We start from the raw sequence: 23,927 nt of genomic DNA, 5'->3' as shown, positions 1-23,927 counted from the left end.
AAGGGCCCGTTCCCAGTCTCTGGGGAACGGGCCCTTCGAGTCTCGCCTGCGCCGGCTCAGCGGTCCACCGGCTCCCCGGTGGTGCGGTCGCCGAGCAGCAGCACGGTGGCGGTCAGCGCCGCCATCGCACCGGCGATCACCGCGAACAGCGGCCCCGCGCCGTGGTCCTGCAGCACCGGCAGCAGCACGAAGGGCAGCGCGGCGGCGCTCAGCTTGGAGAGCGAGTACGCCGCGCCGGAGGCCGCGGCCCGGATCGACGTCGGGTACTGCTCGGCCAGGTAGACGTGCGAGACCGTCGAGAAGACGTTGCTGACCACCGTGTAGCCGAAGCCGCACAGCACGATCAGCTCCCCCGAGCCCGCGTACGCGAAGCCGAGCCCGAACAGCGCCATCGCGATCGCGGAGGCCGCCACCAGCAGCTTGCGCTCGACCCGGTCCATGATCGGGACCGAGATCAGCGAGCCGATCGGGTAGCCGACGAAGGAGAGCGCGGTGAAGCCGAGGCCGGCCACGATGCTGTAGCCCTTGGCTGCCAGGATCACCGGGGCCAGCGAGCCGAAGCCGTAGTAGCCGACCGCCGACAGGATGCAGAAGATCCACAGCATCGCGGTCCGGCGGCGCAGCGGCGCGCTGAAGACGTCCCGCACCCGAGCCCTGACCGGTGCCGGTTCGGCTGCCCCGCCGCTCGGCACGGCGATGGCGCGGTAGTGCGGCCCGGCCAACTCGGCCACCAGGTGCTCGGCCTCCGCGTGGCGGCCGACCGAGGCGAGCCAGCGCGGCGACTCGATGAGCCGGCGGCGCACCACCCAGACCACGGCCGAGCCGAGCGCCCCGAGGACGAACAGCCAGCGCCAGCCGGCGATGCCCAGCGGGGTCAGCGGCACCAGCCAGAGTGCGGCGAAGCCCACCGCGGGCACGCCGCAGAAGGCGATCGTGTAGGCCCAGGCGGTGAACCGCCCGCGCTTGCCGGCCGGCAGCACATCGGCCAGGTAGGTGTCCGACAGCGCCTGCTCGGCGCCGATGCCGACGCCGGCCAGGAACCGGGTGGCGATCAGCCAGTCGGCGTTCGGGGAGAACGCCCCGAGCAGCGAGAAGAGCGAGTAGATGCCCAGGTTGATCAGGAAGGCGTTGCGCCGGCCGATCCGGTCGGCGACCCGGCCCAGCACCAGGGCGCCGATGAACTGCCCGACGAACGCCGAGGCCAGCACCAGCTTGAGGGTGTTGCCACCGAAGGCGAACTGGTGCTGGAGGACCTTGGAGATGGTCCCGGAGAGGTTGTTCTCGAAGGTGTCGAAGAGCAGGCCCACGCCGACGATGGCCGTGAGCCTGCGATGGACCGGGGTGATCGGAAGGCTGTCCAGCCTGGCCCCGATCGACGGGCGGGGCGCGGGTCTGGCGGTCCGCACGGATTGGTCGAGCATGACGTGCACCGGCTCCTCTGCTGGACCGCCCCGGCACCAGGCCGGGGCGGTGGGTGGCGATATGGGGTCAGCTGATGGTTCTGCTGGTTGTCCTGGTCCTGCTCGTTCTGCTGGGGGAGTTGAGCGCTCAGGCCGCCTGACGACCGGCGGCCAGCCGGGCGGCGGCCATGGCATCGCCCTCGCCCCGCCGGACCGGCGCGCTGACCTCGTGCAGGAAGCTGGCGACCTCGCGGTAGGAGGCCCAGAAGCCCACCTCGCGATACGGCACGCCGCGCTCCGCGCAGTACTCCATGGTCAGCTCCCGGGCGCGGGCGAGGTTCTTCTGGGCCATCGCCGGGAACAGGTGGTGCTCGACCTGGTAGTTGAGACCGCCGTAGAGGAAGTCGATCAGCGGCGAGGGGTTGATGTTGCGCGAGGTCAGCACCTGGCGCTCCAGCCAGTCGAGGGTCTCCTCCTCGCCGTCGCGGGTCTCCATGCCCTTGTGGTTGGGCGCGAAGAGCAGCCCGAAGTACACGCCGAGCACGGCCTGCTGGACGACGATGAAGGCGACGGCCTGCAGCGGCGACAGCAGCCAGAACACCGAGCCCAGGTAGAGCACGGCCCGGGCCAGGATCAGCGCGGACTCCAGGGCCGGGTGCTTGGTGTCGCCCTTCGCGATCGCCTTGACGGCGGTGCGCTGCATCTTGAAGCCCTCAAGCGTCAGCAGCACGAAGAAGAGCACGCTCTGGTAGCGCACGATGAAGCGCTGCACGCCGGACCGGGTGGCGTACTGCTTGATGTCGAAGATCGCGGTGCGTCGACCGATGTCGGGGTCGAGCTCCAGGTGGTTGGGGTGGCTGTGGTGCCGGTTGTGGTGGTTGACCCACCAGCCGTAGCTGACCCCGTTGACGAAGTTGGCGTGCAGGTAACCGACCACGGTGGCGGCGTTCTTGCTGCGGAACATCGCCTTGTGGCCGGCGTCATGCCACATGAACGAGCTCTGTGCACCGCACAGGCCCATCCAGGCGGCGACCAGCAACTGCCACCAGGAGGAGCCGAGTTCGAAGAAGGCGGCGAGTCCTGCCACAATCATCGTGGTGTTGAGAACGAGCCTGCCCACGTAGTAGCGCGGGTCGAAGTCCAGTAGGCCCTCGGACTTCACCCGCTTCAGGAGTTCGGAGAAGGTGGCCGAGGCTCCGACTTCCGCTGCCCCTGACCCCTTCGGGACACGGCGTGCGTCGAGAGTGTCGACGACGCCCGGTTCGGCCTGGCTGACGTGCGGAGACTGCATACCGTGAGCTCCTAGAAGCAGGGCGCCCGGTCCTGGCTGACGGCACGACGGCTGTCAGGCTCGGGGCGCGGCGGTGGTGGGTACGGTCCGCTGGCGGCGTCCGGAGGCGACCGATGGAACGGGTCGACCGGCGCTGGGAGCGCGGTGCCGGACGCCGGACACGGGCACAGCGTCCGACACCGCTCTGACGTGGTCCTGATCCCGGACTGACTGCCGGGCCGGGCCGCTCCCGCTGGGTGACCGCGGCCGATCAGACCGTGCTCAGCGGGTTCGCGGCCGCCTCGGCGATCAGCAGGGCGTCGAGGGTGCGAACCACCTGGTCGGCGTCGCGGGCGGTCTGCGCGTCGTCCGGCGCGCCGATGATGGCCATGAAGGACTCCACCATGGACTGCTTCAGCTCGTCGATGGTGGGTGCGGGCTGGGACATCGAGCTCTCCTCGGAGATCGGTGGTGACGAGATCGTGGTGATGGTGGGTCAGAAGGCGTTGCAGGCACGGAAGATGTGCGCGAAGGAGGCCAGCGAGGCGGGCCCGTCGAAGGCCACGTACTCGGGCAGCAGGGTGTCGGGGGCCCACTTGTCCTTGTAGGCGAGCTGCGTCTGGGCGGGGTAGACCGCCTCGCCCTCGGCCCACAGGAAGTGCATCAGCCACTGGAACGAGAGGCTGTAGCCGGGCAGTTCGGCCTCCTGGGAGAGGCCGGTGAACGGCGTGAAGCCGAAGTGCAGCCACTCCACGCCCTCGCTGCGGAAGACGTCGATGGCGGTGGAGTTGATGGCCTCCATCAGGCCGGGGGAGCCGCCCGGGATGCGCCGGCTCAGGTCGTGCATCCAGCCGGCCCGGCTGCCGTACACGGGGGAGTAGGAGATGTAGCTGACCGGCTGCCCGTCGATGGTGCCGACGAAGAGCCGGCGGTGCTCCTGGGCCGGTCCGCCGATCTGGCCGACCAGGAACTCCAACTGCCGGGCGTGGTCGCCCTTGGAGCCCAGCCAGGCGCCGTCGATCACGCTCAGCGCCTCCTCGACCTGGTCGGCCGGCACCTCGGCGACCTGCAGGCCGTTGCGGAACGCGCGGGAGATCTTGTTGCGCAGCTGCATGAAGCGGCTGCCCTTCAGGGTGAACTCCGGCAGGTGCACCGCCCAGGAGGCGCCGAGCTGGTTGACGGTGAAGTCGTGCCGGGCGTAGCGCTCGGCGTCGGCCCGCTGCAACTGCACGGCGACCAGCTGGAGCTGCTCCTCGCGCGCGAAGGTCACGAAGTGGTCGAGCAGGCTGTCGGACGCCTCGGGCGAGGCGAACGGGCCGCCAAACTGCACCAGGTGCCGGCCGGTGCGGCGGTAGACGATGACGCCCTCGGTGCCGGGCACGGTGAAGACGCTGTTGCCGCTGTTGAGGGCCAGGAACGAGCTGGGGTTCTCGGAGGCGGTGTGGTTGCGGATGGCCGCAAGGACCGGATTATCGGTGCCGGTCAGGGTGGTGGGTGACATCAGAATGCCATTCCCTTCTGCTCTCGGGCGAATAGGCGGTGGGGAAAGTAGAGCATCCGGAAATGGTGGTGGGATAGTGCCTCCGATACACCGTGCGGCGCCGTCAGTCCAGTGTCAGTCGGATGTCAGGACAGACTGACAGCGTGCTCCTTGTAGAACAGCCCGGGAGACCGGTCGCACGCATTGGGTCGTGGCTGTCGCACGCATCGTCTGGAGACTTCTGACCATGGCATCCGCAGCTGTTCAGCCCCCCCGAGGGGCCCTGATCATTGCCAACCCCACCGCGGGGACCACGCATGCGGCCCTGCTCGACGAGGTCGTCCGGCTGTGCACGGCACGGCTGGACGACGTGGTCCTGCACCGCACCGCCTTCCGCGGCGACGCCACCGCCACCGTCCGGGCCGCCCTGAGCGGCCACGGCGAGGGGGCGGTCCCCGACCTGGTGGTCGCGGTCGGCGGCGACGGCACGGTGCGCGAGGTGGTCGAGGGGCTGGCCGGCGAGGGCCGTCAGCCGTCGGCCGCCCTGGCGATCATCCCGGCCGGCACCGGCAACTCCGGCTACAAGATGCTCTGGGGCGAGCAGCCCTGGCAGCAGTCGCTGGCCGCGCTGCTGGCCGGCCCCGGGCCGCAGGCCCAGCTGCGCAGGCTGGACCTGGCCAGGCTCGCCGAGACCGACGAGCTGGTGCTGCTCGGCGCCTGCTCGGGCGTGATCGCCGAGGCGCTGGTCACCGCCCGCGCCATCCCGGTGGCCGGCCGCGAGCGCTACGCGCAGGCCTTCGCCGACACCGCCGCCGCCTTCACGCCGTACCCCGGCCGGGTCACCGTGGACGGCGTCGTGCTGCACGAGGGCGACACCGTGCTCGCCAACGTCGGCGGCGGCCGCTACCGCGGCGGCCAGTACCTGGTGCTGCCGCACTCCGAGCTGGACGACGGCCTGCTCGACGTCTGCGTCATCGGCGCCGAGGTGCACCCGGCCAATGTGCCCGAGCTGACCCGCGAGGCGCGCCACCTCAACCTGCCCGGCGTCGCCTACGGCCGCGGCCGGCGGATCGTCGTCGAGCGCCTGGACGGCCGGCCGCTCTGCTTCGAGCACGACGGCGAGCTGCAGGAGCCCCGCTGGGGCTCGATGACGCTCGAGGTGCTGCCCGGGGCGCTGCCGGTGTGGGGCGCCCCGGTCCGCGCGGCCCGCCCCGGCCAGCCGCTGCAAGCCCAGTTCTCGGCCTGACCACTACTCACGACACCGGCGGCCGGGCGCCGCCGCGTGCCGGGCCGCCCGAACCAGGGAGCCCGACATGGCCGTTCTCAAGGAACTCGCGAACTGGGCGGCGTGGCTGCGCCCCGAAGACATCCCCGACCGGGTCCGCGCGCTGGCGGCCAGCCAGGTGCTCTCCCAGATCGCCTCGATCCGGGCCGGCTCCGTGCACACGCTGGGCCGGCGGCTGACCGAGGCCTTCGGCCCGCCGCTGCAGCACGACGCCCGGCTCTCCGCCTGCGTGCTGGCCGGGCTCGGCTCGTTCCTCAACCTGGACGACACCGCCTACGCCGGCCACCTCTCCAACTCCACCGTCGCCGTCCCGCTCGCCTACGCCTACGACCGGCGGCTCGGCGGCGCGGACCTGCTCACCGCGGTGGTGGCGGCCAACGAGTGCGCGGCGCGGATCACCGCCGCGGCGACCCTGGGCCCGCTGCGCGGACACAGCGCGGTGCACACCCACCTGGCCGGCGCGGTGAGCGGCCGGCTGCACTGCGAGGGCGCCGACGACGCGGTGTGGACCAGTGCGCTCGGCCTGGCCTTCGCGATGCCCAACTGGCCGCTGATGCGGGCCTTCCTGGCCAGTGACGCGCGGATCTTCAACACCTTCACGCCGGTGCGCACCGCGATGGACGCGTGCGACGGCGCCCGGGTGGGCCTGCGCGGCGCGGTGGACATCATCGAGCACCCGGACGGCTTCCTGGACCGCTTCTCCGCCGTCCCGCTGCCGGACGCGGTCAACGCGGGCCTGGGCGAGCGCTGGCACACCGAGACGCTCTCCTTCAAGCTGCACCCCGGCGGCCCGGGGGTCGACGCGGCCGTGGACTGCGCCGCCGAGCTGCGCAAGGAGCTGGGCCCGCTGCACCCGGACGAGATCGCCGAGGTGGTCGTCGAAGCCTCGCTCTACACCCTCTTCGCCGGCCGTAAGGCCGCTGCCTACGTGACCGGTCCTGACTCACCGCTGGGCGCGCTGGTACTGCACACGCCGTACCCGGTGGCCACCGCGCTGCTCAACGGCGAGCTGACGGTCGACGACTTCACCGCGCCGATGATCAACGACCGGGGCCGCTGGCAGGTCGCCGACCGGGTCCGGCTGGTCCACGACCCCGAGCTGACCAGAGCGCTGTTCGCCTCCGAGGCGCCGTTCGGCGAGGCGCTGCGCCAGGCGGGTGACGCGGCCGAGCCCTGGCTGCGCGAGTTCGCCGGCGAGCACGAGGCCAAGCTCGCGGTCGACGCGGCCAACAGCCGGGTCCTGGGCGACTTCAGCGCCTCGACCAAGGCCACCGGCGCCCGGGTGACGGTCCGGCTCACCGACGGGCGCACGGTGACCCGGGAGCGGCTGGTCCCGCTGGCGGCGGCCGGCCCGCACACCCGGGCCCACCACGCCGAGCTGATGCGCGAGAAGTTCCTCGAATTCGGCGGCAGCCTGGCGGTGGCGGACGCCGCCGGGGAGCTGGACGGTATGTCGGCCGACGATCTCCAGAAGTGGATCAGCGCGGCGTTGGGTTGATCGTCCAATAGCGGATCAGCTCCGCGTCAGTGGGGAGTCAGACGGCTCTGTCACCATCATCGGGCTTCGGATGAAAATACGGTTTCGAATTCATCTGTCGGGATACCTGAGGCGCCCGGTCGGAATTCTGGGGAAAGGCCCTGAGCATGCTTCTTGACGATTCGGTGGACGGGCGGGAAAAGCCGCTCCGAAGCTATCCGCTGTATATCGCGGGAAAGGACATCGAAGGCGACGGCTGGGTCTACACGGTCAGTGCCAGGTCCTTGCTGGAGGACGTCTTCACCAGCGTCAGCCTGAAACGAGCACTGGAACAGGACCCGGATTCCGAGGCCAGCCAGCACCCGTACGTGGTGGGCCGGTGCGCCATCGCCGGCGACGCGGCCATCGACCTCGCCAGTGAGGCGGCGGCCGCCGCCGCCCCCGGCTGGGCAGCCGTCCCGCTGGAGCGCCGGATGCGCCTGGGCAGCCTGTTCCGCGAGGAACTGCTGCGCCGCAAGGACGAGTTCGTGGACATGCTGGTCTCCGAGGCGCACCCGGTGAAGCTGGCCCGCTGGGAGCTCAGCTGCCTGCTCCAGGTGTACAGCGAGGAGAGCATCCAGTGGTACCGCCAGCGGATGCACACCGAGTTCGAGCACAACGGCCGGCGCCTGATCGTCCGCCGCCAGCCGGACGGTGTGGTCGGCTTCAACCCGCCGCAGAACGCCCCGGCGCCCAGCGCGGCCCTCGCCGTGCTCGCCCTGATGGCCGGCAACGCGGTCGTGGTGCGCGCCCCGCGCAGCATCGCGCTGAGCACCCTGTGGGTGCTGCGTGACGTGGTGGCCCCGCTGCTCGACGAGGTCGGCGCGCCTCCCGGCGTGCTCAACGTGGTCTGCAGCAACCCCAAGCAGACCCTGGACCGCTGGGTGGAGAGCCCGCTGGTCAACGACATCTTCTACATCGGCGGCTCGCAGGAGGGCCTGCGCTTCCAGGAGCAGTGCGTCGCCAACGGCACCAAGCCGATCCTGGAGCTGGCCGGCAACGACGGGATCATCGTCTGGGAGGGCGCGAACATCAAGTACGCGGCCGAGGCGATCACCGAGTCCTTCTACGGCTCCGGCCAGATCTGCATGGTGCCCAACTACGTGCTGGTGCACCCCTCCATCGCCGAGGAGCTGATCGAGGAGGTCAAGCGCCAGGTGGCGACGGTCCGCCCGGGCTACCCGGAGGACGAGGACGTGCTGCTGTCGCCGGTGCGCCGCAGCGAGAAGTTCTTCGGCCTGCTGAAGGACGCGCTGGACCAGGGCGCCGAGCTGGTGACCGGCGGCAAGCGCACCGAGGTGGACGGCACCCCCTCGGAGACCGGCGTCTTCCTGCAGCCCACCGTGCTGCGGGTGAACGGCCTGGCGCAGGCCCGCGACTTCCACGTGGTGCGGCACGAGACCTTCTTCCCGCTGCTGCCGATCGTGGTCCCCGAGCCGGGCGACAACGACGAACTGCTCGACAGCTTCATCGAGTTCGTCAACTCCAACGAGTACGGCCTGCGCAACTCGCTGTGGGCGAGGTCCGCGAAGGTGATCAACGCCTTCGTCCAGCGGGTGACCAACGGCGGTCTGCTGAAGGTCAACGACTCGCACATCGGCTTCCTGCCCTACCTGCCCAGCCACGGCGGCACCGGGCTCACCGGCGGCGTCTACGGCGAGGCCAACTACCCGATGCTCAAGACCTCGCACATCCAGGGCGTCAGCATCGCCCACGACGTCAGCCCGCGCGAAGCGGTCTTCGGCTCCTGACCACACCTATCGGAGGTGTTCTTCCGTGCGCTCCCTCGACACCGCTCGCGATGCCTGCGAGCGGTACCATCCCGGGCTGGTCAAGGCCCTGTCCGACATCCCGTACGCCGAGCGTGAGGCCCCCGGCAGCCCGGTGATCGACCTGTTCCGGGCCAACGGCGGAGTCGCGCTGCTGGTCCCCGCCGAGTACGGCGGGCACGGGGCCGACCCGGTGGAGGCGGTGCGGGTGCAGCGGGCCGTCGGCGCGCTGTCGCCCTCGCTGGCCGCCGCGGTGACGATGCACCACTTCACCGCCGCGATGCTCTACTCGCTCGCCGACGGCACCGGCCGGCTGACCCAGGCCCAGCTCGACCTGCTGCACGGCGTGGTGCCCCAGCAGCGGGTGCTGGCCTCCGGCTGGGCCGAGGGCCGCACCCAGCAGAACATCCTCACCCCGGCGGTCACCGCCGTCCCGGTGGCGGGCGGCTACCGGCTCGGCGGCTCCAAGAAGCCCTGCAGCCTGGCCCGTTCGATGGACACGCTGACCGCCAGCATCGCCGTGCCCGGCGCCGACGGGAACCCGGAGATGGCGCTGGCGCTGGTCCCCGCGACCTCGCCCGGCCTGACCGTGCACCCCTTCTGGGGCAACGACGTGCTGGCAGCCGCGGAGAGCGACGAGGTCCAGCTGGCCGATGTCTTCGTCCCCGAGGACCTGGTCATCCGCACCTCCGAGGAGGACCCGCACCGGATCGACGACCTGCAGACCGCCGGCTTCGTCTGGTTCGAGATGCTGATCTCGGCCGGCTACGCGGGCGCCGCCTCGGCGCTGATCGAGCATGTGCTGGACCGCGGCCGGGGCAGCGCGAGCGAACGGGCCGCCGCGGCGATCCGGGTCGAGGCGTCCTTCGCCCTGCTGGAGGGCGCCGCCCGCGCGGTGCGCGACGGCGCGACCGGCGAGGAGGCGGTGGCGCAGGTGCTGGTCGCCCGCTTCGCCGCCCAGGAGTCGCTGGCCAGGGCGGCCGACCAGGCGCTCGAACTGCTCGGCGGCCTGGACTTCATCCGCTCCTCGGACCACGCCCGACTCGCCACCGCGGTACGGCCGTTGGCCTTCCACCCGCCGTCCCGGGGCAGCGCGGCCGAGCCGCTGCTGGCCTACTTCAACGGCGCCCCGCTCGAACTCTCCTAAGACCGCGCCTGCCGGTATCGATCCTCGTACCTGAAATGGAGTTTCCGTGACCGACCTGCAGACCGCCCCGCTGGGCACCGGCCCGGTGGACACCGAGGAGGAGATCCTCGGCCTCTACCGCGCCCACCTCAGCAAGGGCCGGGCCACCCTCGCCGAGCTGTTCGGCAGCCACATGGAGGTGGAGTCCACCGGCGCCTGGCTGACCACCAGTGACGGCGAGCGGTTCCTGAACGCCGGCGGCTACGGCGTCTTCATCATGGGCGCCCGCCACCCGATCGTCATGGAGGCGGTGCTCCGCCAGCTCAACACCCACCCGACCGCCACCCGCATCCTGCTGGAGCCGACGGTGGCCCGCGCCGCCGAGGCGCTGGTCTCGGTCACCCCCGAGGGCCTGGACCGGGTGCACTTCTCGCTCTCCGGCGCCGAGGCGGTGGAGACCGGCCTCAAGCTGGCCCGCGCCAACGGGTACAAGCGCACCGTCTCGATGCGCGGCGGCTACCACGGCAAGACCCTCGGTGCCCTGTCGGCCACCGCCAAGGAGGTCTACCAGGCGCCGTTCCGCCCGCTGCTGCCGGACTGCACGCACATCCCGTTCGGCGACGCCGACGTGCTGCGCGACGAGCTGAAGGCGCACCCGGGCGAGGTCTGCGTGATCCTGGAGCCGGTCCAGGGTGAGGGCGGCGTGATCATCCCGCCCAAGGGCTACCTCAAGCAGGTCGAGGAGCTGGTCCGCGAGTTCGACGGCTTCCTGATCCTCGACGAGGTGCAGACCGGCTTCGGCCGGCTCGGCGAGTGGTGGGGCCTGGACACCGAGGGCGTGCGCCCCGACGTGCTGCTGGCCGGCAAGGCGCTGGGCGGCGGCGTGGTGCCGGTCTCGGCCGCCATCGCCACCCGGAAGGCCTTCAAGCCCTTCGACAAGGACCCGTACGTGCACACCGCCACCTTCTCCGGGCAGCCGCTGCTGATGGCGGCCGTCCAGGGCGCCATCCAGGCGATCCAGGAGGAGCGGCTGGTCTCCAAGGCGATGGAGCTCGGCTCGCGCCTGCTCCCGCGGATCAAGGAGATCGCCTACCGCAACATCCCCGACCTGGTCGTCGACGTCCGCGGCCAGGGTCTGCTGATCGGCATCGAGCTGGTCGAGGCAGGCCTGGCCGGGGAGTTGCTGATCGAGCTCTTCAACCACGGTGTCGTGGCCAACCACTCGATGAACGGCAGCTCGGTGGTGCGGTTCACCCCGCCGGCGATCCTGACCGACACCGACGTGGAGTTCCTCCTCGACTCTTTCGACAAGGCCACCCGCGACCTGGTCTCGGGTTCGGCCAAGATGCCAGAAGGCGGTAACTGACCGTGCGACACGTTGAACTGAACGCCCTGGTGCGCTCCGACCGCGCGGAGGACGTCTTCGCGGCCGTCCTGCGCTGGGAGCGCTACCCCGAGCTGGCCCCGCACGTGCGGGCCACCACCGTGCACTCCACCCTGCCCGAGCCGGTGGGCAGTTCCAGCTGGGAGCTGCACTTCCGCAGCGGCCTGCTGCGCTGGACGGAGGCGGACCACTTCTTCACCGACCTGCTGCAGATCCGCTTCGAGCAGACCGACGGCGACTTCGACAGCTTCGTCGGTCGCTGGGAGGTGCGCCAGGACGGCGACGACGTCGAGGTGCACTTCGAGGCCGACTTCGACTTCGGCATCCCCAGCCTGGAGGGCATCCTCGACCCGATCGCCGAGCGCGTCATCCGGGAGACCGTGGCCTGGGCGGTGACCGGGCTCTTCGCCGACACCGCCATCCTCGGCGACGTCGAGATCGGTCCCAAGGACGTCGCGGCAGCAGCCCACTGACCGTCGGCCGCGCCGGGACCCCCTGCCCGGCGCGGCCGACTCCCCGCTCCCGAACCTTGAATCCGCCACGCCGCTCCAGGAGTTGAACCGTGGACCAGGCCAATCCCTTCGAGACCCCGAGAACCTACTCCCTGCATCGCGCCGAGTATTTGGTCGGCCTCGCGGTGACCACCGGGTTCATCATCGCGCACGTCGGCGACATCCGCTGGCTGCCGGCGATCGGGTTGTTCCTCTACATCGACCTGATCGGCTACATCCCGGGCGCGATCGCCTTCAAGAAGGCCGGCGGCCGACCGATCTCCAAGACGTACTACGTGATGTACAACGTGATGCACAGCCTGATCACCCAGGGCGCGGTGGCCGCACTCTGGTGCTGGCTGGTCAAGCCCGAGTGGGCGCTGCTGGTGCTGCCGTTCCATCTCTTCGGCGACCGCGGCCTGTTCGGCAACTTCATGAAGTCCTTCGCGCTGCCCTTCGAGCCGGTGCGCCAGCCCGGCTACCTGCGCCTGCTCGACGAGCTCGGCCTGCCGCACCCCAAGCCGGTCGGCCACGGCGGCGACCCGGTGCCGGTGGGCCACATCCCGGCCGTCCGGCCCGTGGCGGCCACGCCGAAGCGGGAGCCCGCCACGCACGGAGCGCGGCGATGAGCACCGCCGCCGCGCCGCGCACCGCAGCAGCCGGGCGGTACACCGCCGACGGGCCGCAGCGGCGCGAGGCGATGCAACAACTGGCCTGCCCCGTTTCCGTGCTGACTGTCAGTCATGGTGAGCGACTGCACGGCAGCACGATCAGCTCGGTGACCCTGATCTCCAACAGCCCGCTGATCCTCGGGGCCGCCCTGAAGGCCGGCTCGGTGATGGCGGAACTCGCCCTCGCCGAGGGCCGGTTCGCGATCAACGTGCTGGCCGGCGGGCAGGACTCCACCGCCCTCTGGTTCGCCAACAGCTCGCGCCCCGACGGCGCCCGCCAGTTCGACGGCCTCGGCTGGCAGCCCTCCCGCTACGCGGCCGCGCCGCTGCTCGACGGCGCGCTCGCCCACTACGACTGCCGGGTCACCGGCTGCTACCGGGTCGGGGACCACGAGGTGCTGCTCGGCACCGTCGTGTACGCCGACACGGTGGACGGCGCCCCGCTGCTCAGCTACGCCGGCGGCCTGTTCGCAGGTCCGCTCCCGGTCCCCGCGGCGGGGTCCGGGATCAGTCGCACCAGGAAGGAGAACGCGGAGCTATGACCAACCCCGTTGCACACGAGGCAGGGTGGGACACCGCCCCGGGGCTGTTGGACGGCGCCAAGGAGCTCACCCTCGGCCCCGAGGACTGCAATCTCGCCTACTGGTTCACCGAGGTCGCCCAGGGCACCCTGCGCGACCGCGGCGCCACCGGCCACCACAAGGACGCCGGGATCCCCGAGTTCCTGAAGCGCCCCGGTCCGCTGCGCGAGGCGCTGGTCCTGGAGTTCGGTTTCCGCGGGCTCTCCGAGGAGATCGCCACCCGGCTGCTGGCCCACTATGTCGCCGCCGCGCCCGGCATGCCCGAGCTGGAGTTCTACACCACCCAGCTGGTCGACGAGGCCCGGCACGCCCGGGTCTTCCGCAACCACCTGGTCGAGCTCGGCATGCCCGAGGCGACGCTGCTCAAGGACATCGACGCGATGGCCGCCGACTACCGGCGCCAGATCCTCCAGCCGGTGGAGGACTTCACCCTGGAGATCGTCCGCGACCAGGGCGACTTCGCGGGCGGCGTGGCGGTGTTCGCCATCGTCATCGAGGGCGTGCTCGCCCCGGCCGCCGAGCTCAGCGAGCGCAAGTGGACCCCGCTCTCGCCGGCCACCGGGGAGATCTCCCGCGGCACCGCGATCGACGAGATCCGCCACCTCACGGTGGCCAGCACGATCCTGCGCGACCACCTGGTGAAGCACCCGGAGTACCGCCCGCGGCTGATGGAGATCCTCAAGGCCGGCGTCAAGCTCTGGGACGAGCTGCCGGACCGGCAGTTCGTCATCCACCGCGAGGAGCTCTTCCAGCAGGGCATGGCCGAGCACGCCGACAAGATCGGCGACTACGAGGTCTGGCCCGGCGTCCGGCTCCTGGACACCACCCCGGACCAGCGCTACGACATGGCCGAGCAGTGGACCGACGAGATGGCCGAGAGCCGGATGGCCTACATGGGCCTGCCGGTGGAAGTTCTCAGCAGCAGCGGAGGCGACACGGTATGACCATCGGACTGCCGGACCCCTTGCGCCGCCCGGGCCCGCCGCCCGGACGCTCCGCCGTCATCGTCGGCGTCGGCGCGTACGTGCCGCCGGACCTGGTCACCAACGCCGACCTGGTCGAGCGCCTGGACACCTCCGACGAGTGGATCCGCACCCGCACCGGCATCGCCACCCGGCACTACGTCGCCCCCGGCGTCGCCACCTCCGACCTGGCGGTGGAGGCCGGCCGGCGCGCCCTCAAGTCCGCCGACGACTCGCAGGTCGACGCGGTGGTGCTGGCCACCACCACACCCGACCACCCCTGCCCGGCCACCGCACCCGCGGTGGCCTCCCGCCTCGGCCTCGGCGGGGTGGCGGCCTTCGACGTCTCGGCGGTCTGCACCGGCTTCCTCTACGGGCTGGCCACCGCGTCCGGCCTGATCGCCTCCGGGGTGGCTCAGCGGGTCCTGCTGATCGCCGCCGACGCCTTCACCTCGATCATCGACCCGGACGACCGCACCACCGCCGTGATCTTCGCGGACGGCGCCGGCGCGGTGGTGCTGCGGGCCGGCCAGGCGGACGAGCCCGGCGCGGTCGGCCCGATCGTGCTCGGCAGCGACGGTGAACTCAGCGAGCTGATCACCGTCCCGGCCGGCGGCTCGCGCCAGCGCTCGTCCACCGAGGCGCCCCAGCCGGGCGACCAGTACTTCAAGATGGCCGGCCGGGCCACCTACCGCCACGCGGTGGAGCGGATGACCGAGACCTCGCTCCAGGCGGTCGGCGCGGCCGGCTGGTTCCCCGGCCAGATCGACAAGTTCGCCGCGCACCAGGCCAACGGCCGGATCCTGGAGGCGGTCGCCGAGCGGCTGGGCATCGAGCCCGAGCGGCGGCTGTCCAACATCGAGCGGGTCGGCAACACCGGCGCCGCCTCCATCCCGCTGCTGCTCTCGCAGGCCGACGAGAACGGCGAACTCAAGGCCGGCGACCGGGTGCTGCTCACCGCCTTCGGCGGCGGGCTGGCCTGGGGCGCCGCCACGGTGACCTGGCCCGACCTGGCCGGCTGAGCCCACCCCGTACCTGAAACACCCCCGTACCTGAAACACCCGGTACCACCTTTCGGAAGGACTGCCCGATGTTCGAAACGCTCAAGGAAATCCTGGTCAACAAGCTCAAGGTGACGCCGGAGCAGGTCACTCCCGAGTCCACCAAGGAGGACATCGAACTGGACTCGCTGGCCGTCGTCGAGCTCTCGCTGGTCCTGGAGACCGAGCTCGGCATCACCATCTCGGACGACGAGCTGCTGGACGCCGAGACCATCGGTGACATGGCCCGCCTGATCGAGGAACGGAGCGCACGGGTCTGATGGCCGGCATCGACGTCGTCGTGACCGGGCTCGGCCTGGTCACCCCGGCCGGGATCGGGGTCGGGCCGAGCTGGGCGGGGGTCTGCGCAGGCCGGCCGACCGCCGCCCTGGACCCGGTCCTGGAGCAGAACCCGGTGCGGATCTCCTGCCGGGTCCCGGACTGGGATCCCGGCGCACTGCTGGGCGCCCGCCGGGCCCACCGGTTGGACCGCTTCACCCAGTTCGCCCTGGTCGCGGCCAGGGAGGCGATCGCCGATGCCGGGCTCGACCCGCTGACCTGGGACGGTGCCCGGGTCGGCGTGGTGCTCGGCTGCGCCGACGGCGGGCCGGGCACCGTGGAGGAGCAGCACCGGATCCTGGTCGAGCAGTCGCCGGCCCGGGTCTCCCCGCTGCTGCTGCCGATGCAGTTGCCCAATATGCTCGCCGGCCAGGCCGCCATCGAGTTCGGCGCCACCGGCCCCAACCTGGTGGTCGCCACCGCCTGCGCCTCCGGCGCCACCGCCATCGGGGTGGCCCGCGACCTGCTGCTGCTGGACCGCTGCGACCTGGTGGTGGCCGGCGGCAGCGAGGCGATGATCACCCCGCTGGTGATGGCCGGCTTCGCCAAGATGGGCGCGCTCTCCCAGCGGGAGGACGACCCGCTGGGCGCCTCCCGGCCCTTCGACATCGCCCGCGACGGCTTCGTGGCGGGCGAGGGGGCCGGGGTGGTGGTGCTGGAGCGGGCCGCCGACGCCCGCGCCCGCGGGGCCAGGATCCGCGCCCGGATCGCCGGGTACGGGGCCTCCGCCGATGCCCACCACATGACCTCCCCGCACCCCGACGGCCGCGGCGTCGAGAGCGCGGTACGCACCGCACTCGCCGACGCGGGCGCCGGCCCGGGCGACGTCCAGCACGTCAACGCCCACGGCACCTCCACCCCGCAGAACGACCTCTCCGAGGCACGGATGATCCGCCGGGTGCTCACCGGCGATCCGCTGGTGACCTCGACCAAGGGCGTCACCGGCCACCTGCTCGGCGCGGCCGGCGCGGTGGAGGCGGTGTTCAGCGTGCTCGCCGTGGAACAGGGACTGGTCCCGCCCACTGCCAACCTGCACACCCTCGACCCCGAGCTGGAGATCAAGGTCGCCGGCTCGGTGACCGAAACCCGGATCCACCTGGCACTGAGCAACTCGCTGGGTTTCGGCGGACAGAACGCGGTCCTCGCCATCGCCGCGGTCTAAGACCGACCTGCACACGCGACGGGCTCGCGCCCGGGGCCCCACACCCGGACGCGGGCCCGTCGGTCTTCCGCTTCCCACCGATCCTCCCCTCGCACCCGACTTGGAGCCACGATGTCCGTCAGCAGTCCCCCGGCGGAGGCCGGCAACCAGACCTCCAGACATCTGACCACCCGCCACATCGTCTTTCTGATCGTCGCCGCCGCCGCACCGCTCTCCGCGATGGTCGGCACCGTCCCGCTGGCCTTCGCCATCGGCAACGGCGCCGGCGTGCCCGCGGCGTTCGCCTTCGCGGGGGTGACCCTGCTCTGCTTCTCGGTCGGCTACGCGGTGAGCGCCCGCCGCACCGGCGGGTCCGGCGGGTTCTACGCCTCGATCGCCGACGGGCTCGGCCGCCCGCCGGCCGTCGGCGGCGGCTATGTCGCGATCGTCGCGTACAACACCGCCACGATCGGCCTGGCCGGCGCGCTCGGCTACTTCACCCAACTGGTGCTCGCCGACCACGGGGTGCACGTCTCCTGGGAGTTGTGCGCCGCCGTCGGGCTGGCGGCGGTCGCGGTGCTCGGCTACCGCGACATCGCGGTCAGCGCCCGGGTGCTCGCCGTCCTGATGACGGGCGAGATCGGCGTGCTGGCGGCGCTGGACCTCGCCGAGATCGGCCGGCACGGCGTGCACGCGCTGCCCGCCGCCTCCTTCTCGCCGCACATCGCCGCCGGGCCCGGGCTCGGGGTGTCGCTGATGTTCGCCTTCGTCTCGTTCATCGGCTTCGAGTCGGCGGCGCTGTACGGCAAGGAGGCCAAGGACCCGCAGCGCAGCGTCCCGCGCGCCACCTACCTGGCCGTGCTGCTGATCGCCGGCTTCTACGCGCTGAGCAGCTGGACGGCGGTCGGCGCGATCGGGGCCGACCACGTGCGGCAGACCGCGACCGACCAGATGGGCAACCTGTTCTTCTCGCTGGGCGACGACTACCTCGGCAAGGCCGGCGGCACGCTGCTCCAGGTGATGCTCTGCACCAGCCTGTTCGCCGCCACACTGGCCCTGCACAGCGCCTCCAACCGGTACGCCCAGGTGCTCGCCGACGACGGCCTGCTGCCGCGCGCGCTGGGCGCCGTGCACCCCAGGCACAACTCCCCGCACCGGGCCAGCGTGGTGCAGAGCGTGCTCAGCACCGTGGTGGTCGCCGCCTTCGCCATCGCGGGCCTCGACCCGTACGCGGACCTCACCACCAGCATGCTGGGCCTGGGCACGCTGGGCATCGTGGTGCTCCAGGCGCTCGCCGCGCTGTCGGTGCTCGGCCTGCGCCGCAAGGGGCTGCGGCTGGGCTGGTGGCAGGGCACGGTGGCGCCGCTGCTCGGCTTCGCCGGCCTGGTGGCCACCGTCTGCCTGGTGGTCGGCAACTTCGATCTGCTGACCGGCACCAAGAACCCCGTGGTGGCCGCCATGCCGTGGGTGATCCCGGTGGTGGCCGCGCTCGGCATGCTCTACGCCTGGCGGCTGCGGACCAGTGACCCGGCCCGCTACCAGCGGCTGGCGCAGTCCCACACCGCCGAAACGCCCGCCGCCGCCCCCGCGCCGACTGCCACTCCCCGTCAGGTGCCCACCCCGGTCGCCTGACACCCCCTGGGGGCCCGGCCCGCCTCCCCCCGGGCGGGGCCGGGCCCCCGCCCTCGTCTGCCACCCCGCCGGCCTCGGCTGCCCTGACGCCGGCCGCCTCGAAGGAGAACGCCGTGCACGACGTACGTGAGCTGATCGAGCTGGGCCCGGAGGCCGTCCGTCGGCTGGCCCGGCGCAAATACCAGCTGGACCTGACGGCCCTGTGGACCGCGCACCGGCGGCGGGCCGCGGCCCTGGACGCGGTGGCGCAGCTGCGCTCGGAGATCAAGCGCGCCTCGCGCGGCCCGCGCCCGGCCGAGGGGGCGGCCGAGCAGGCCCGCGAGGAGGCCCGGGTGCTGCGCGAGGGAGCGCAGCAGGCCGAGGCCGAACTCCGCTCTGCGGAAGCCGAATTGGAGGAGATCCTGCTGGCGGTGCCGAACCTCCCGCTGGACGAGGTACCGGACGGCGACAGTGAGAAGCAGGCGGTCGAGGTCCGCCGCGGCGGCCCCGCGCTGCGCCCGGCCGCCGGCCAGGCCCGCCACCACGCGGACATCGGCGAGTCGCTCGGCATCCTGGACAGCGCCCGGGCGGCCAAGCTCTCCGGCTCCCGGTTCGCCGTCAGCCGCGGCGCGGGCGCCCGGCTGGAGCGCGCGCTGACCTCGTTCCTGCTGGACCTGCACACCTCCGAGCACGGCTACACCGAGTACGCGGTGCCGCACCTGGTGAACCGCGAGACCATGACCGGCACCGGCCAACTCCCCAAGTTCGAGGAGGACTTGTTCGCCACCTCGGTGGGCGGCCGGGAGCTCTTCCTGATTCCGACGGCCGAGGTGCCGCTGACCAACATGGTGGCCCGCGAGCTGCTGGACGGCGGTTCGCTGCCGCTCGCGCTGACCGCGCGGACCCCCTGCTACCGGGCCGAGGCGGGCTCCTACGGCCGCGACACCCGCGGGATCCTGCGCCTGCACCAGTTCGAGAAGGTCGAGCTGGTGCGCATCTGCGCCCTCGAAGAGGCCCAGCAGCAGCTGATGCTGATGGTCGGTCAGGTCGAGGAGTGCCTGCGCAGGCTCGAACTCTCCTACCGGGTGGTGCTGCTGCCGGCCGGCGACATGGGCTTCTCGGCCCGGATGACCTACGACATCGAGGTCTGGCTGCCGGGTAGCGACTCCTACCGGGAGATCTCCTCGGTCTCCGACTGCGGCACCTTCCAGGGCCGCCGGGCCGGCATCCGCTACCGCTCCTCGGAGGGCCGCAAGCTGCCCGCCGCCACGCTGAACGGCTCGGCGCTGCCGGTCGGCCGGACCGTGGCCGCGCTGCTGGAGCAGGGCCTGCAGGCGGACGGTTCGGTGCTGCTGCCCGAGGCGCTGGTCCCGTACACCGGCTTCCGCCGGATCCTGCCCGGCGGCGGCACCAGCCGCTGAACGACACAGGAAAGCGCCGCACCCCGGGGAGGGGAGCGGCGCTTTCCTGTGTCCTCAGGCCGAGCGCAGCAGCTGCTGCGTGGGGCGGTACAGCCCGGGGGCCTGGTTGAGGACCTCCCGGAAGAGCCGCTTGAGCTGCGGGGACGGCTCCATGCCCAACTCGTCGATCAGCCGCCCGCGGGCGGTGTTGTAGACCGCGACGGCCTCAGCCTGCCGGCCGGAGCGGTAGAGCGCCAGCATCAGCATCTCGGTGATCCGCTCGCGCCACGGGTGGGCCACGCTCATCCGCTTCAACTCGCCGATCACCAGCGTTGGTTCGTCGCAAACGGTGCCGAGCCAGAGCTTGTCCTCCAGGGCCGCGAGGTACTCCTCCTCCAGCTGGAGGCTGACGCTCTGGCAGAGCGGCCCCGGTGCGACATCCTGCAGCGGCGACCCCTGCCAGAGCGCCAGGGCCTCCTCCAGCAGCGCGCCGGCGGCCTCCGGGGCGTCGGCCATGGCATTGCGGGAGAGGGCGATCCGCTCCCGGAAGAGCGTCAGGTCGACGTCCTCCGGGGCGATGTCCAGGACGTACCCGGAGGCGTGGGTGATCAGCGGCGGGACGTCGTGCGAGGGGCCGCCGAGCTTGCGCAGGGTGCGCCGCAGGCGGCAGACGTGGGCCTGCAGCGAGTTCTCGACGGTGGCGGGCGGACGGTCGCCCCACAGCTCGGTGTAGAGGTGCTCGGTCGGCACCAGGCGGCCGGCCCGGATCAGCAGCGTGGCCAGCAGAGTGCGCTGCCTGGCGCCGGGGATGCTACAGAACCTTCCGTCCACAACTGCCCCGACTGAACCCAGAATCCTGAACTGCATGGCTGCTTCTCCCTGTGGTGAGGAACTGAGGATCCGAACGGTCGCGCGATGGACCGCTCCCTTCTGGAGTGCGTGTTCGGATTGTCGAACCGCCACCTTGAGGGCAACTTGAAGCTTTTCGGACCCGGCCCGCACGCGCACGGCCTGCTGCCCCCGGACCCGTGTCGGATCCGGGGGCAGCAGGCCGTGCCGCGGGCTACCAGGTGACGAGCAGCTTGTGGGCGCCGTACAGCAGCATGTCGTCGCGGTAGGGGATGTCCTTCACCTCGGTGCTCAGCTGGAGGTCGGGGAACCGGTCCAGCAGCGCGCCGATCGCGGTCTCCAGCTCCAGGGTGGCCAGCGGTGCGCCGACGCACTTGTGGATGCCGTGCCCGAAGGCCATGTGGTGGTGGGCGTCGCGGGTGATGTCGAGTCGGCCGGGGTCGGGGAAGACCGTCTCGTCGTGGTTGGCGGAGGGCAGCGCGAAGATGATCCCCTCGCCCTTGGCGATGGTCACCCCGGCGATCTCCAGGTCCTCGGACGCGGTCCGGATGAAGTCGTGCTGCTTGATCGAGGCGATCCGCAGCAACTCCTCGACGGCGGACGGGATCAGGCTGCGGTCGCTGCGCAGCAGGGCCAGCTGGTCCGGGTTGTCCAGCAGGTAGAGCACGCTCATCGCGATCTGGTTGGCCGTGGTGTCGTGTCCGGCGAAGAGCAGGAAGCGGGCCATCGCGAGCAGGTCGTCGAAGCTGATCTCGCCGGGCTCCAGGTACTTGACGCAGAGTCGGCTGATCAGGTCGTCCTGCGGGTCCTTGCGCTTGGTCTCGATCAGCCGGCCCATGAACTCCGTCAGCACCACGAAGGCCTGGCCGGCCTCCTCGGGTGTGGCGTCGGGCGAGGTGACGATCCGGCCGTTCTCCTGGAAGAGCTCGTGGTCCTCGTACGGGACGCCGAGCAGCCGGGCGATCACCAGGGTGGGCAGCGGATCGGCGAAGGAGGCCATCAGGTCGGCCGGCTTGGGGCCGGCCACCAGCGCGTCCAGCAGCTCGTTGGTGATCCGCTCGACGTCGGGCTGCAGGGCGCGGGTGGCCCGGGCGGTGAACTCGGGGATCACCATCCTGCGCAGCGAGGCGTGGTCGGGGTTGTCCAGCCGGAACATCGACAGGGCGCGCGGTGTGGGCGGCAGCGGTATCAGGGCCGGGAAGTTCGGCGCCATGTCGTCCGAGCTCACCCGCGGGTCGGCGATCGCCGAGCGGACGTCCTCGTAGCGGCTGACCAGCCAGGCACGGCGGCCGCCGGCCAGCCGGACCAGGCGGGGCGGTCCGTTGCGCAGCTCGGTGTAGGCGGGCGGCGGGAGCAGCGGATCCACGCGCGGAAGCGGGTAGTCGAGCAGCGACTGGGTGTCGGTCATAACACTTCCTGGGTGAGGTGGAGGGCTTTGGGCCGGACGGGAGTGGGACACTCAGAGCTGCGGAGCGGTGATGCGCAGCACAGCCGCGCTGAAGGTGAAGCCGACCCCGACGGTGTAGAGCAGGACGTGGTCGCCGGGCTTCAGGGTGCCGTCGGCGAGCAGCTTGTCCAGACCCGCGAACGGGTCGCCGGCGCCGAGGTGTCCTACCTGGCTGCCGAGCTCCTGCCAGAGCGTCAGCTCCTCGGGGATCCCCAGCAGGTCGTGCAACTCGGCCTGGCCGCCGCCCCGGTGGACGAACGGCAGGACCGCCCGGGTGATCTCGTGCTGGCCGATGCCGGCCTCGGCGAGCACCAGGTCGCGGGTGCGCAGCACGCCGGCGGCCCACTGGTCGACCTCCGCGGCGACGTCCGGCGTGGCGGCGTGCTGCGCGAAACGCTTGTGGATGGCGGCCGGGCGCTCGAGCAGCGGACCGGCGGCGAACTCGGTGGCGCCGCGGTCCCAGCGCTCCAGGCTGTTGTCACTGACGATCACGCTGGAGAGCAGCTCGGCGAAGCCGCCCTGGGTGGAGAGCACCACCGCGGTGCCGCCGTCGCCCCAGATCGCCTGGACGTAGGAGTTGTAGCGGTCGATGGACTCGTCGGTGAACCGGTCGCCGGTGGTGACGAGGGCGTTGGCCACCGTGCCGGCGTCGAGGTACGCGGCGGCGAGGTGCATCGCGCCCATGCCGCCGGCGGACCGCTGGTCGATGCTGAAGGCGATCGCCTGCGCCCCGACCGTCGCGTTCGCCACGTAGGCCGCCGGCGCCCAGCAGTCCAGGCCCTGGAACCAGACGCTGGCGTGCAGGTGCAGGCCGAAGTCGGCCGGCTCGACACCGGATCTGCTGATCGCCTGCCGGGCGGCCGAGATCGCCATGTCGACCGGCGCGGTGCCGCTCTCATCGATGGCGATCGCCTGGTATCCGAGGTCGCGATGGTCCTCGCCGACCAGGCCGGCCTCGATGGCCTGGGCCATCGGCTGGGTGCCGGGCAGCCAGGTGCCGGTGCCCGCCAGGTAGATGTTCTTGGTGTAGCGCATGCGCGAACTCCGTCTTCAGTCGGCGAGGTGGGGTGTCACCAGGCGGGGGTGTCGGTGATCTCCAGCACGGCGGCGGCGAAGTTGAAGCCGACCCCGCAGCCGTAGACCAGGACGTGGTCGCCCGCGACGACCTGCTTGTTCTCCAGCAGGTAGTTGATGCCGGCGAACGGGTCGCCGGCGCCGATGTGGCCGGTGTACTGGCCGAGTTCGCGCCAGACGGTCTGCTCCTCGGTGAGGCCGAGCATGTCGTGCATCTCGGCCTGGCCGTCGCCGCGGTGCTGGAACGGCATGGCCGCGCGGGTGATGTCGCCGATCCCGATGCCCGCCTCGGCCAGCACCTCGTCCTTGAGCCGGACCATGCTGTCGGTCCACAGCTTCCAGTCGTTGGCGGCCTCCGGCTTGGTCATCCGGGACTCCGAACGGCGCCAGACCGGGACCGGGGTCTGCTGCCCGGGAGCCTCCCCGAACGGCTCGTCGCCGCGGGTCCAGGTCTCCATGTGGTTCACCCCGAACGCGGCGGTGGAGACCAGCTTGGCGACGCCGCCGCGGGTGGACAGCGCGGCGGCGGTGGCGCCGTCGCCGAAGATCAGCTGGCGCTGGATGTTCCACCGGTCGATCATCGGGGCGGCGAACCGGTCCGCGGTGGTGATCAGCGCGCTGGTGGCGGCGCCGGACGTCAGGTAGGCGGCGCCGAGGTGCAGGCCGCCGATCGCGGTGAGCGAGCGCTGGTCGATGGCGAAGGAGAAGGCCTGGGAGCCCGAGGTGCGAGCGGCGACGTAGTTGGCGGCCGACCACCAGTCCAGGCCCTGGTACCAGAGGTGGGCGTGCAGGTGCAGCCCGTACTCCTCGGTCGGGATGCCGGCCCGCTCGACGGCCTGCCGGCCGGCGTGGACGGCCATGTCGGGAGCGGCGGTTCCACTGCGGTCCACGAGGATGGACTCGTAGCCGAGATTCTGGTTGGCCTCGCCGATCAAGTCCTGCGCGATCGCCTCGGCGATCGGAAAGCGCTCCGGCAGAAATGTGCCGGTGCCCGCGATGTAGATGTCCTGCCAGCGCATCGGATCCTCCTTGCTCCTGCCCCTTCCCGGGGTGGGCCAAGTTTGGGACCGATGGGTGACGTGCGGCTGACG

Annotated in this window: 22 protein-coding genes; 14 read left to right on the top strand and 8 right to left on the bottom strand. The window is 71.7% G+C overall.

Translation table 11 applies throughout. From position 1 onward, the window contains the following. Positions 1-56: 56 nt before the first annotated feature. The 4 genes from P3T34_RS14150 to P3T34_RS14135 all read right to left on the bottom strand — a co-directional run bounded on the left by P3T34_RS14150 (position 57) and on the right by P3T34_RS14135 (position 4,171). Positions 57-1,421 (bottom strand): MFS transporter, encoded by a 1,365-nt coding sequence (locus P3T34_RS14150; RefSeq protein ID WP_280666392.1) that lies wholly within the window; start codon positions 1,419-1,421, stop codon positions 57-59. A gap of 127 nt (positions 1,422-1,548) precedes the next feature. After that, a complete protein-coding gene (locus P3T34_RS14145; protein WP_280666391.1) occupies positions 1,549-2,691 on the bottom strand; it encodes an acyl-CoA desaturase in 1,143 nt (380 codons plus the stop codon). 250 nt (positions 2,692-2,941) lie between these two features. Further along, entirely contained in the window at positions 2,942-3,118 is a 177-nt protein-coding gene (locus P3T34_RS14140; protein WP_280666390.1) for a hypothetical protein, read from the bottom strand. Between the two features lie 48 nt (positions 3,119-3,166). After that, the gene (locus P3T34_RS14135; RefSeq protein WP_280666389.1) at positions 3,167-4,171 is read right to left on the bottom strand and encodes a DUF2156 domain-containing protein; all 1,005 of its coding nucleotides are present in this window, start codon (positions 4,169-4,171) and stop codon (positions 3,167-3,169) included. 226 nt (positions 4,172-4,397) lie between these two features. Between P3T34_RS14135 and P3T34_RS14130 the strand changes: the two genes are divergently transcribed. From P3T34_RS14130 to serS, 14 genes are all read left to right on the top strand, one after another. Next, positions 4,398-5,396, top strand: a complete 999-nt coding sequence (locus P3T34_RS14130; protein ID WP_280666388.1) for a diacylglycerol kinase family protein — start codon at positions 4,398-4,400, stop codon at positions 5,394-5,396. A gap of 67 nt (positions 5,397-5,463) precedes the next feature. After that, positions 5,464-6,933 (top strand): MmgE/PrpD family protein, encoded by a 1,470-nt coding sequence (locus tag P3T34_RS14125; RefSeq protein ID WP_280666387.1) that lies wholly within the window; start codon positions 5,464-5,466, stop codon positions 6,931-6,933. Between the two features lie 146 nt (positions 6,934-7,079). Beyond that, positions 7,080-8,702: an aldehyde dehydrogenase gene (locus tag P3T34_RS14120; RefSeq protein WP_280666386.1), complete on the top strand. Its 1,623-nt coding sequence runs from the start codon at positions 7,080-7,082 to the stop codon at positions 8,700-8,702. Between the two features lie 25 nt (positions 8,703-8,727). Beyond that, positions 8,728-9,867 carry an acyl-CoA dehydrogenase family protein gene (locus P3T34_RS14115; protein ID WP_280666385.1) on the top strand — a complete coding sequence of 380 codons (1,140 nt, stop codon included), beginning with the start codon at positions 8,728-8,730 and terminating at the stop codon, positions 9,865-9,867. 46 nt (positions 9,868-9,913) lie between these two features. Further along, positions 9,914-11,212, top strand: coding sequence for an aminotransferase class III-fold pyridoxal phosphate-dependent enzyme (locus P3T34_RS14110; RefSeq protein ID WP_280666384.1), 1,299 nt, complete (start codon positions 9,914-9,916; stop codon positions 11,210-11,212). 2 nt (positions 11,213-11,214) lie between these two features. After that, on the top strand, positions 11,215-11,703 hold the full coding sequence (locus tag P3T34_RS14105; RefSeq protein ID WP_280666383.1) for an SRPBCC family protein: 489 nt from the start codon (positions 11,215-11,217) through the stop codon (positions 11,701-11,703). Positions 11,704-11,792: 89 nt separating this feature from the next. Continuing rightward, positions 11,793-12,350, top strand: coding sequence for a hypothetical protein (locus P3T34_RS14100; RefSeq protein ID WP_280666382.1), 558 nt, complete (start codon positions 11,793-11,795; stop codon positions 12,348-12,350). Continuing rightward, on the top strand, positions 12,347-12,934 hold the full coding sequence (locus P3T34_RS14095) for a flavin reductase family protein (RefSeq protein ID WP_280666381.1): 588 nt from the start codon (positions 12,347-12,349) through the stop codon (positions 12,932-12,934). The genes P3T34_RS14100 and P3T34_RS14095 overlap by 4 nt, the downstream gene beginning before the upstream one ends. After that, the gene (locus tag P3T34_RS14090; RefSeq protein ID WP_280666380.1) at positions 12,931-13,917 is read left to right on the top strand and encodes a VlmB-like protein; all 987 of its coding nucleotides are present in this window, start codon (positions 12,931-12,933) and stop codon (positions 13,915-13,917) included. Before P3T34_RS14095 ends, P3T34_RS14090 begins: the two co-directional genes overlap by 4 nt. Further along, the gene (locus tag P3T34_RS14085) at positions 13,914-14,957 is read left to right on the top strand and encodes a beta-ketoacyl-ACP synthase III (RefSeq protein ID WP_280666379.1); all 1,044 of its coding nucleotides are present in this window, start codon (positions 13,914-13,916) and stop codon (positions 14,955-14,957) included. Before P3T34_RS14090 ends, P3T34_RS14085 begins: the two co-directional genes overlap by 4 nt. Positions 14,958-15,025: 68 nt before the next feature. Further along, positions 15,026-15,256, top strand: coding sequence for a phosphopantetheine-binding protein (locus tag P3T34_RS14080; RefSeq protein WP_280666378.1), 231 nt, complete (start codon positions 15,026-15,028; stop codon positions 15,254-15,256). Next, positions 15,256-16,476 (top strand): beta-ketoacyl-ACP synthase II, encoded by a 1,221-nt coding sequence (locus tag P3T34_RS14075; protein WP_280666377.1) that lies wholly within the window; start codon positions 15,256-15,258, stop codon positions 16,474-16,476. Before P3T34_RS14080 ends, P3T34_RS14075 begins: the two co-directional genes overlap by 1 nt. 111 nt (positions 16,477-16,587) lie before the next feature. Then, positions 16,588-18,087, top strand: coding sequence for an APC family permease (locus tag P3T34_RS14070; RefSeq protein WP_280666376.1), 1,500 nt, complete (start codon positions 16,588-16,590; stop codon positions 18,085-18,087). Positions 18,088-18,200: 113 nt separating this feature from the next. Beyond that, positions 18,201-19,487 (top strand): serine--tRNA ligase, encoded by a 1,287-nt coding sequence (gene serS, locus P3T34_RS14065; RefSeq protein ID WP_280666375.1) that lies wholly within the window; start codon positions 18,201-18,203, stop codon positions 19,485-19,487. A 54-nt stretch (positions 19,488-19,541) separates the two neighbouring features. On the opposite strand, the gene P3T34_RS14060 is transcribed toward serS, so the two are convergent. The 4 genes from P3T34_RS14060 to P3T34_RS14045 all read right to left on the bottom strand — a co-directional run bounded on the left by P3T34_RS14060 (position 19,542) and on the right by P3T34_RS14045 (position 23,855). Further along, entirely contained in the window at positions 19,542-20,297 is a 756-nt protein-coding gene (locus tag P3T34_RS14060; protein WP_280666374.1) for an AfsR/SARP family transcriptional regulator, read from the bottom strand. 232 nt (positions 20,298-20,529) lie between these two features. After that, on the bottom strand, positions 20,530-21,723 hold the full coding sequence (locus tag P3T34_RS14055; protein WP_280666373.1) for a cytochrome P450: 1,194 nt from the start codon (positions 21,721-21,723) through the stop codon (positions 20,530-20,532). Positions 21,724-21,774: 51 nt separating this feature from the next. Then, positions 21,775-22,797, bottom strand: coding sequence for a ketoacyl-ACP synthase III family protein (locus tag P3T34_RS14050; protein ID WP_280666372.1), 1,023 nt, complete (start codon positions 22,795-22,797; stop codon positions 21,775-21,777). A gap of 35 nt (positions 22,798-22,832) precedes the next feature. Further along, positions 22,833-23,855: a ketoacyl-ACP synthase III family protein gene (locus tag P3T34_RS14045; RefSeq protein WP_280666371.1), complete on the bottom strand. Its 1,023-nt coding sequence runs from the start codon at positions 23,853-23,855 to the stop codon at positions 22,833-22,835. Between the last annotated feature and the right edge of the window lie 72 nt (positions 23,856-23,927).

This window comes from Kitasatospora sp. MAP12-44 (assembly GCF_029892095.1).
GTDB lineage: Bacteria > Actinomycetota > Actinomycetes > Streptomycetales > Streptomycetaceae > Kitasatospora.
The sequence above is the reverse complement of the archived record's forward strand: the minus strand, read 5'-3'. Positions and strand labels throughout refer to the sequence as shown.

Excerpts from the sequence above, each read along its gene's own strand:
- P3T34_RS14150 (WP_280666392.1), bottom strand. The coding sequence starts at position 1,421 with ATGCTCGACCAATCCGTGCGGACCGCCAGACCCGCGCCCCGCCCGTCG.
- P3T34_RS14120 (WP_280666386.1), top strand. The coding sequence starts at position 7,080 with ATGCTTCTTGACGATTCGGTGGACGGGCGGGAAAAGCCGCTCCGAAGC.
- P3T34_RS14095 (WP_280666381.1), top strand. The coding sequence starts at position 12,347 with ATGAGCACCGCCGCCGCGCCGCGCACCGCAGCAGCCGGGCGGTACACC.
- P3T34_RS14140 (WP_280666390.1), bottom strand. The coding sequence starts at position 3,118 with ATGTCCCAGCCCGCACCCACCATCGACGAGCTGAAGCAGTCCATGGTG.
- P3T34_RS14090 (WP_280666380.1), top strand. The coding sequence starts at position 12,931 with ATGACCAACCCCGTTGCACACGAGGCAGGGTGGGACACCGCCCCGGGG.
- P3T34_RS14045 (WP_280666371.1), bottom strand. The coding sequence starts at position 23,855 with ATGCGCTGGCAGGACATCTACATCGCGGGCACCGGCACATTTCTGCCG.
- P3T34_RS14135 (WP_280666389.1), bottom strand. The coding sequence starts at position 4,171 with ATGTCACCCACCACCCTGACCGGCACCGATAATCCGGTCCTTGCGGCC.
- P3T34_RS14125 (WP_280666387.1), top strand. The coding sequence starts at position 5,464 with ATGGCCGTTCTCAAGGAACTCGCGAACTGGGCGGCGTGGCTGCGCCCC.
- P3T34_RS14130 (WP_280666388.1), top strand. The coding sequence starts at position 4,398 with ATGGCATCCGCAGCTGTTCAGCCCCCCCGAGGGGCCCTGATCATTGCC.
- P3T34_RS14085 (WP_280666379.1), top strand. The coding sequence starts at position 13,914 with ATGACCATCGGACTGCCGGACCCCTTGCGCCGCCCGGGCCCGCCGCCC.
- P3T34_RS14055 (WP_280666373.1), bottom strand. The coding sequence starts at position 21,723 with ATGACCGACACCCAGTCGCTGCTCGACTACCCGCTTCCGCGCGTGGAT.
- P3T34_RS14050 (WP_280666372.1), bottom strand. The coding sequence starts at position 22,797 with ATGCGCTACACCAAGAACATCTACCTGGCGGGCACCGGCACCTGGCTG.
- P3T34_RS14075 (WP_280666377.1), top strand. The coding sequence starts at position 15,256 with ATGGCCGGCATCGACGTCGTCGTGACCGGGCTCGGCCTGGTCACCCCG.
- P3T34_RS14145 (WP_280666391.1), bottom strand. The coding sequence starts at position 2,691 with ATGCAGTCTCCGCACGTCAGCCAGGCCGAACCGGGCGTCGTCGACACT.
- P3T34_RS14080 (WP_280666378.1), top strand. The coding sequence starts at position 15,026 with ATGTTCGAAACGCTCAAGGAAATCCTGGTCAACAAGCTCAAGGTGACG.
- P3T34_RS14070 (WP_280666376.1), top strand. The coding sequence starts at position 16,588 with ATGTCCGTCAGCAGTCCCCCGGCGGAGGCCGGCAACCAGACCTCCAGA.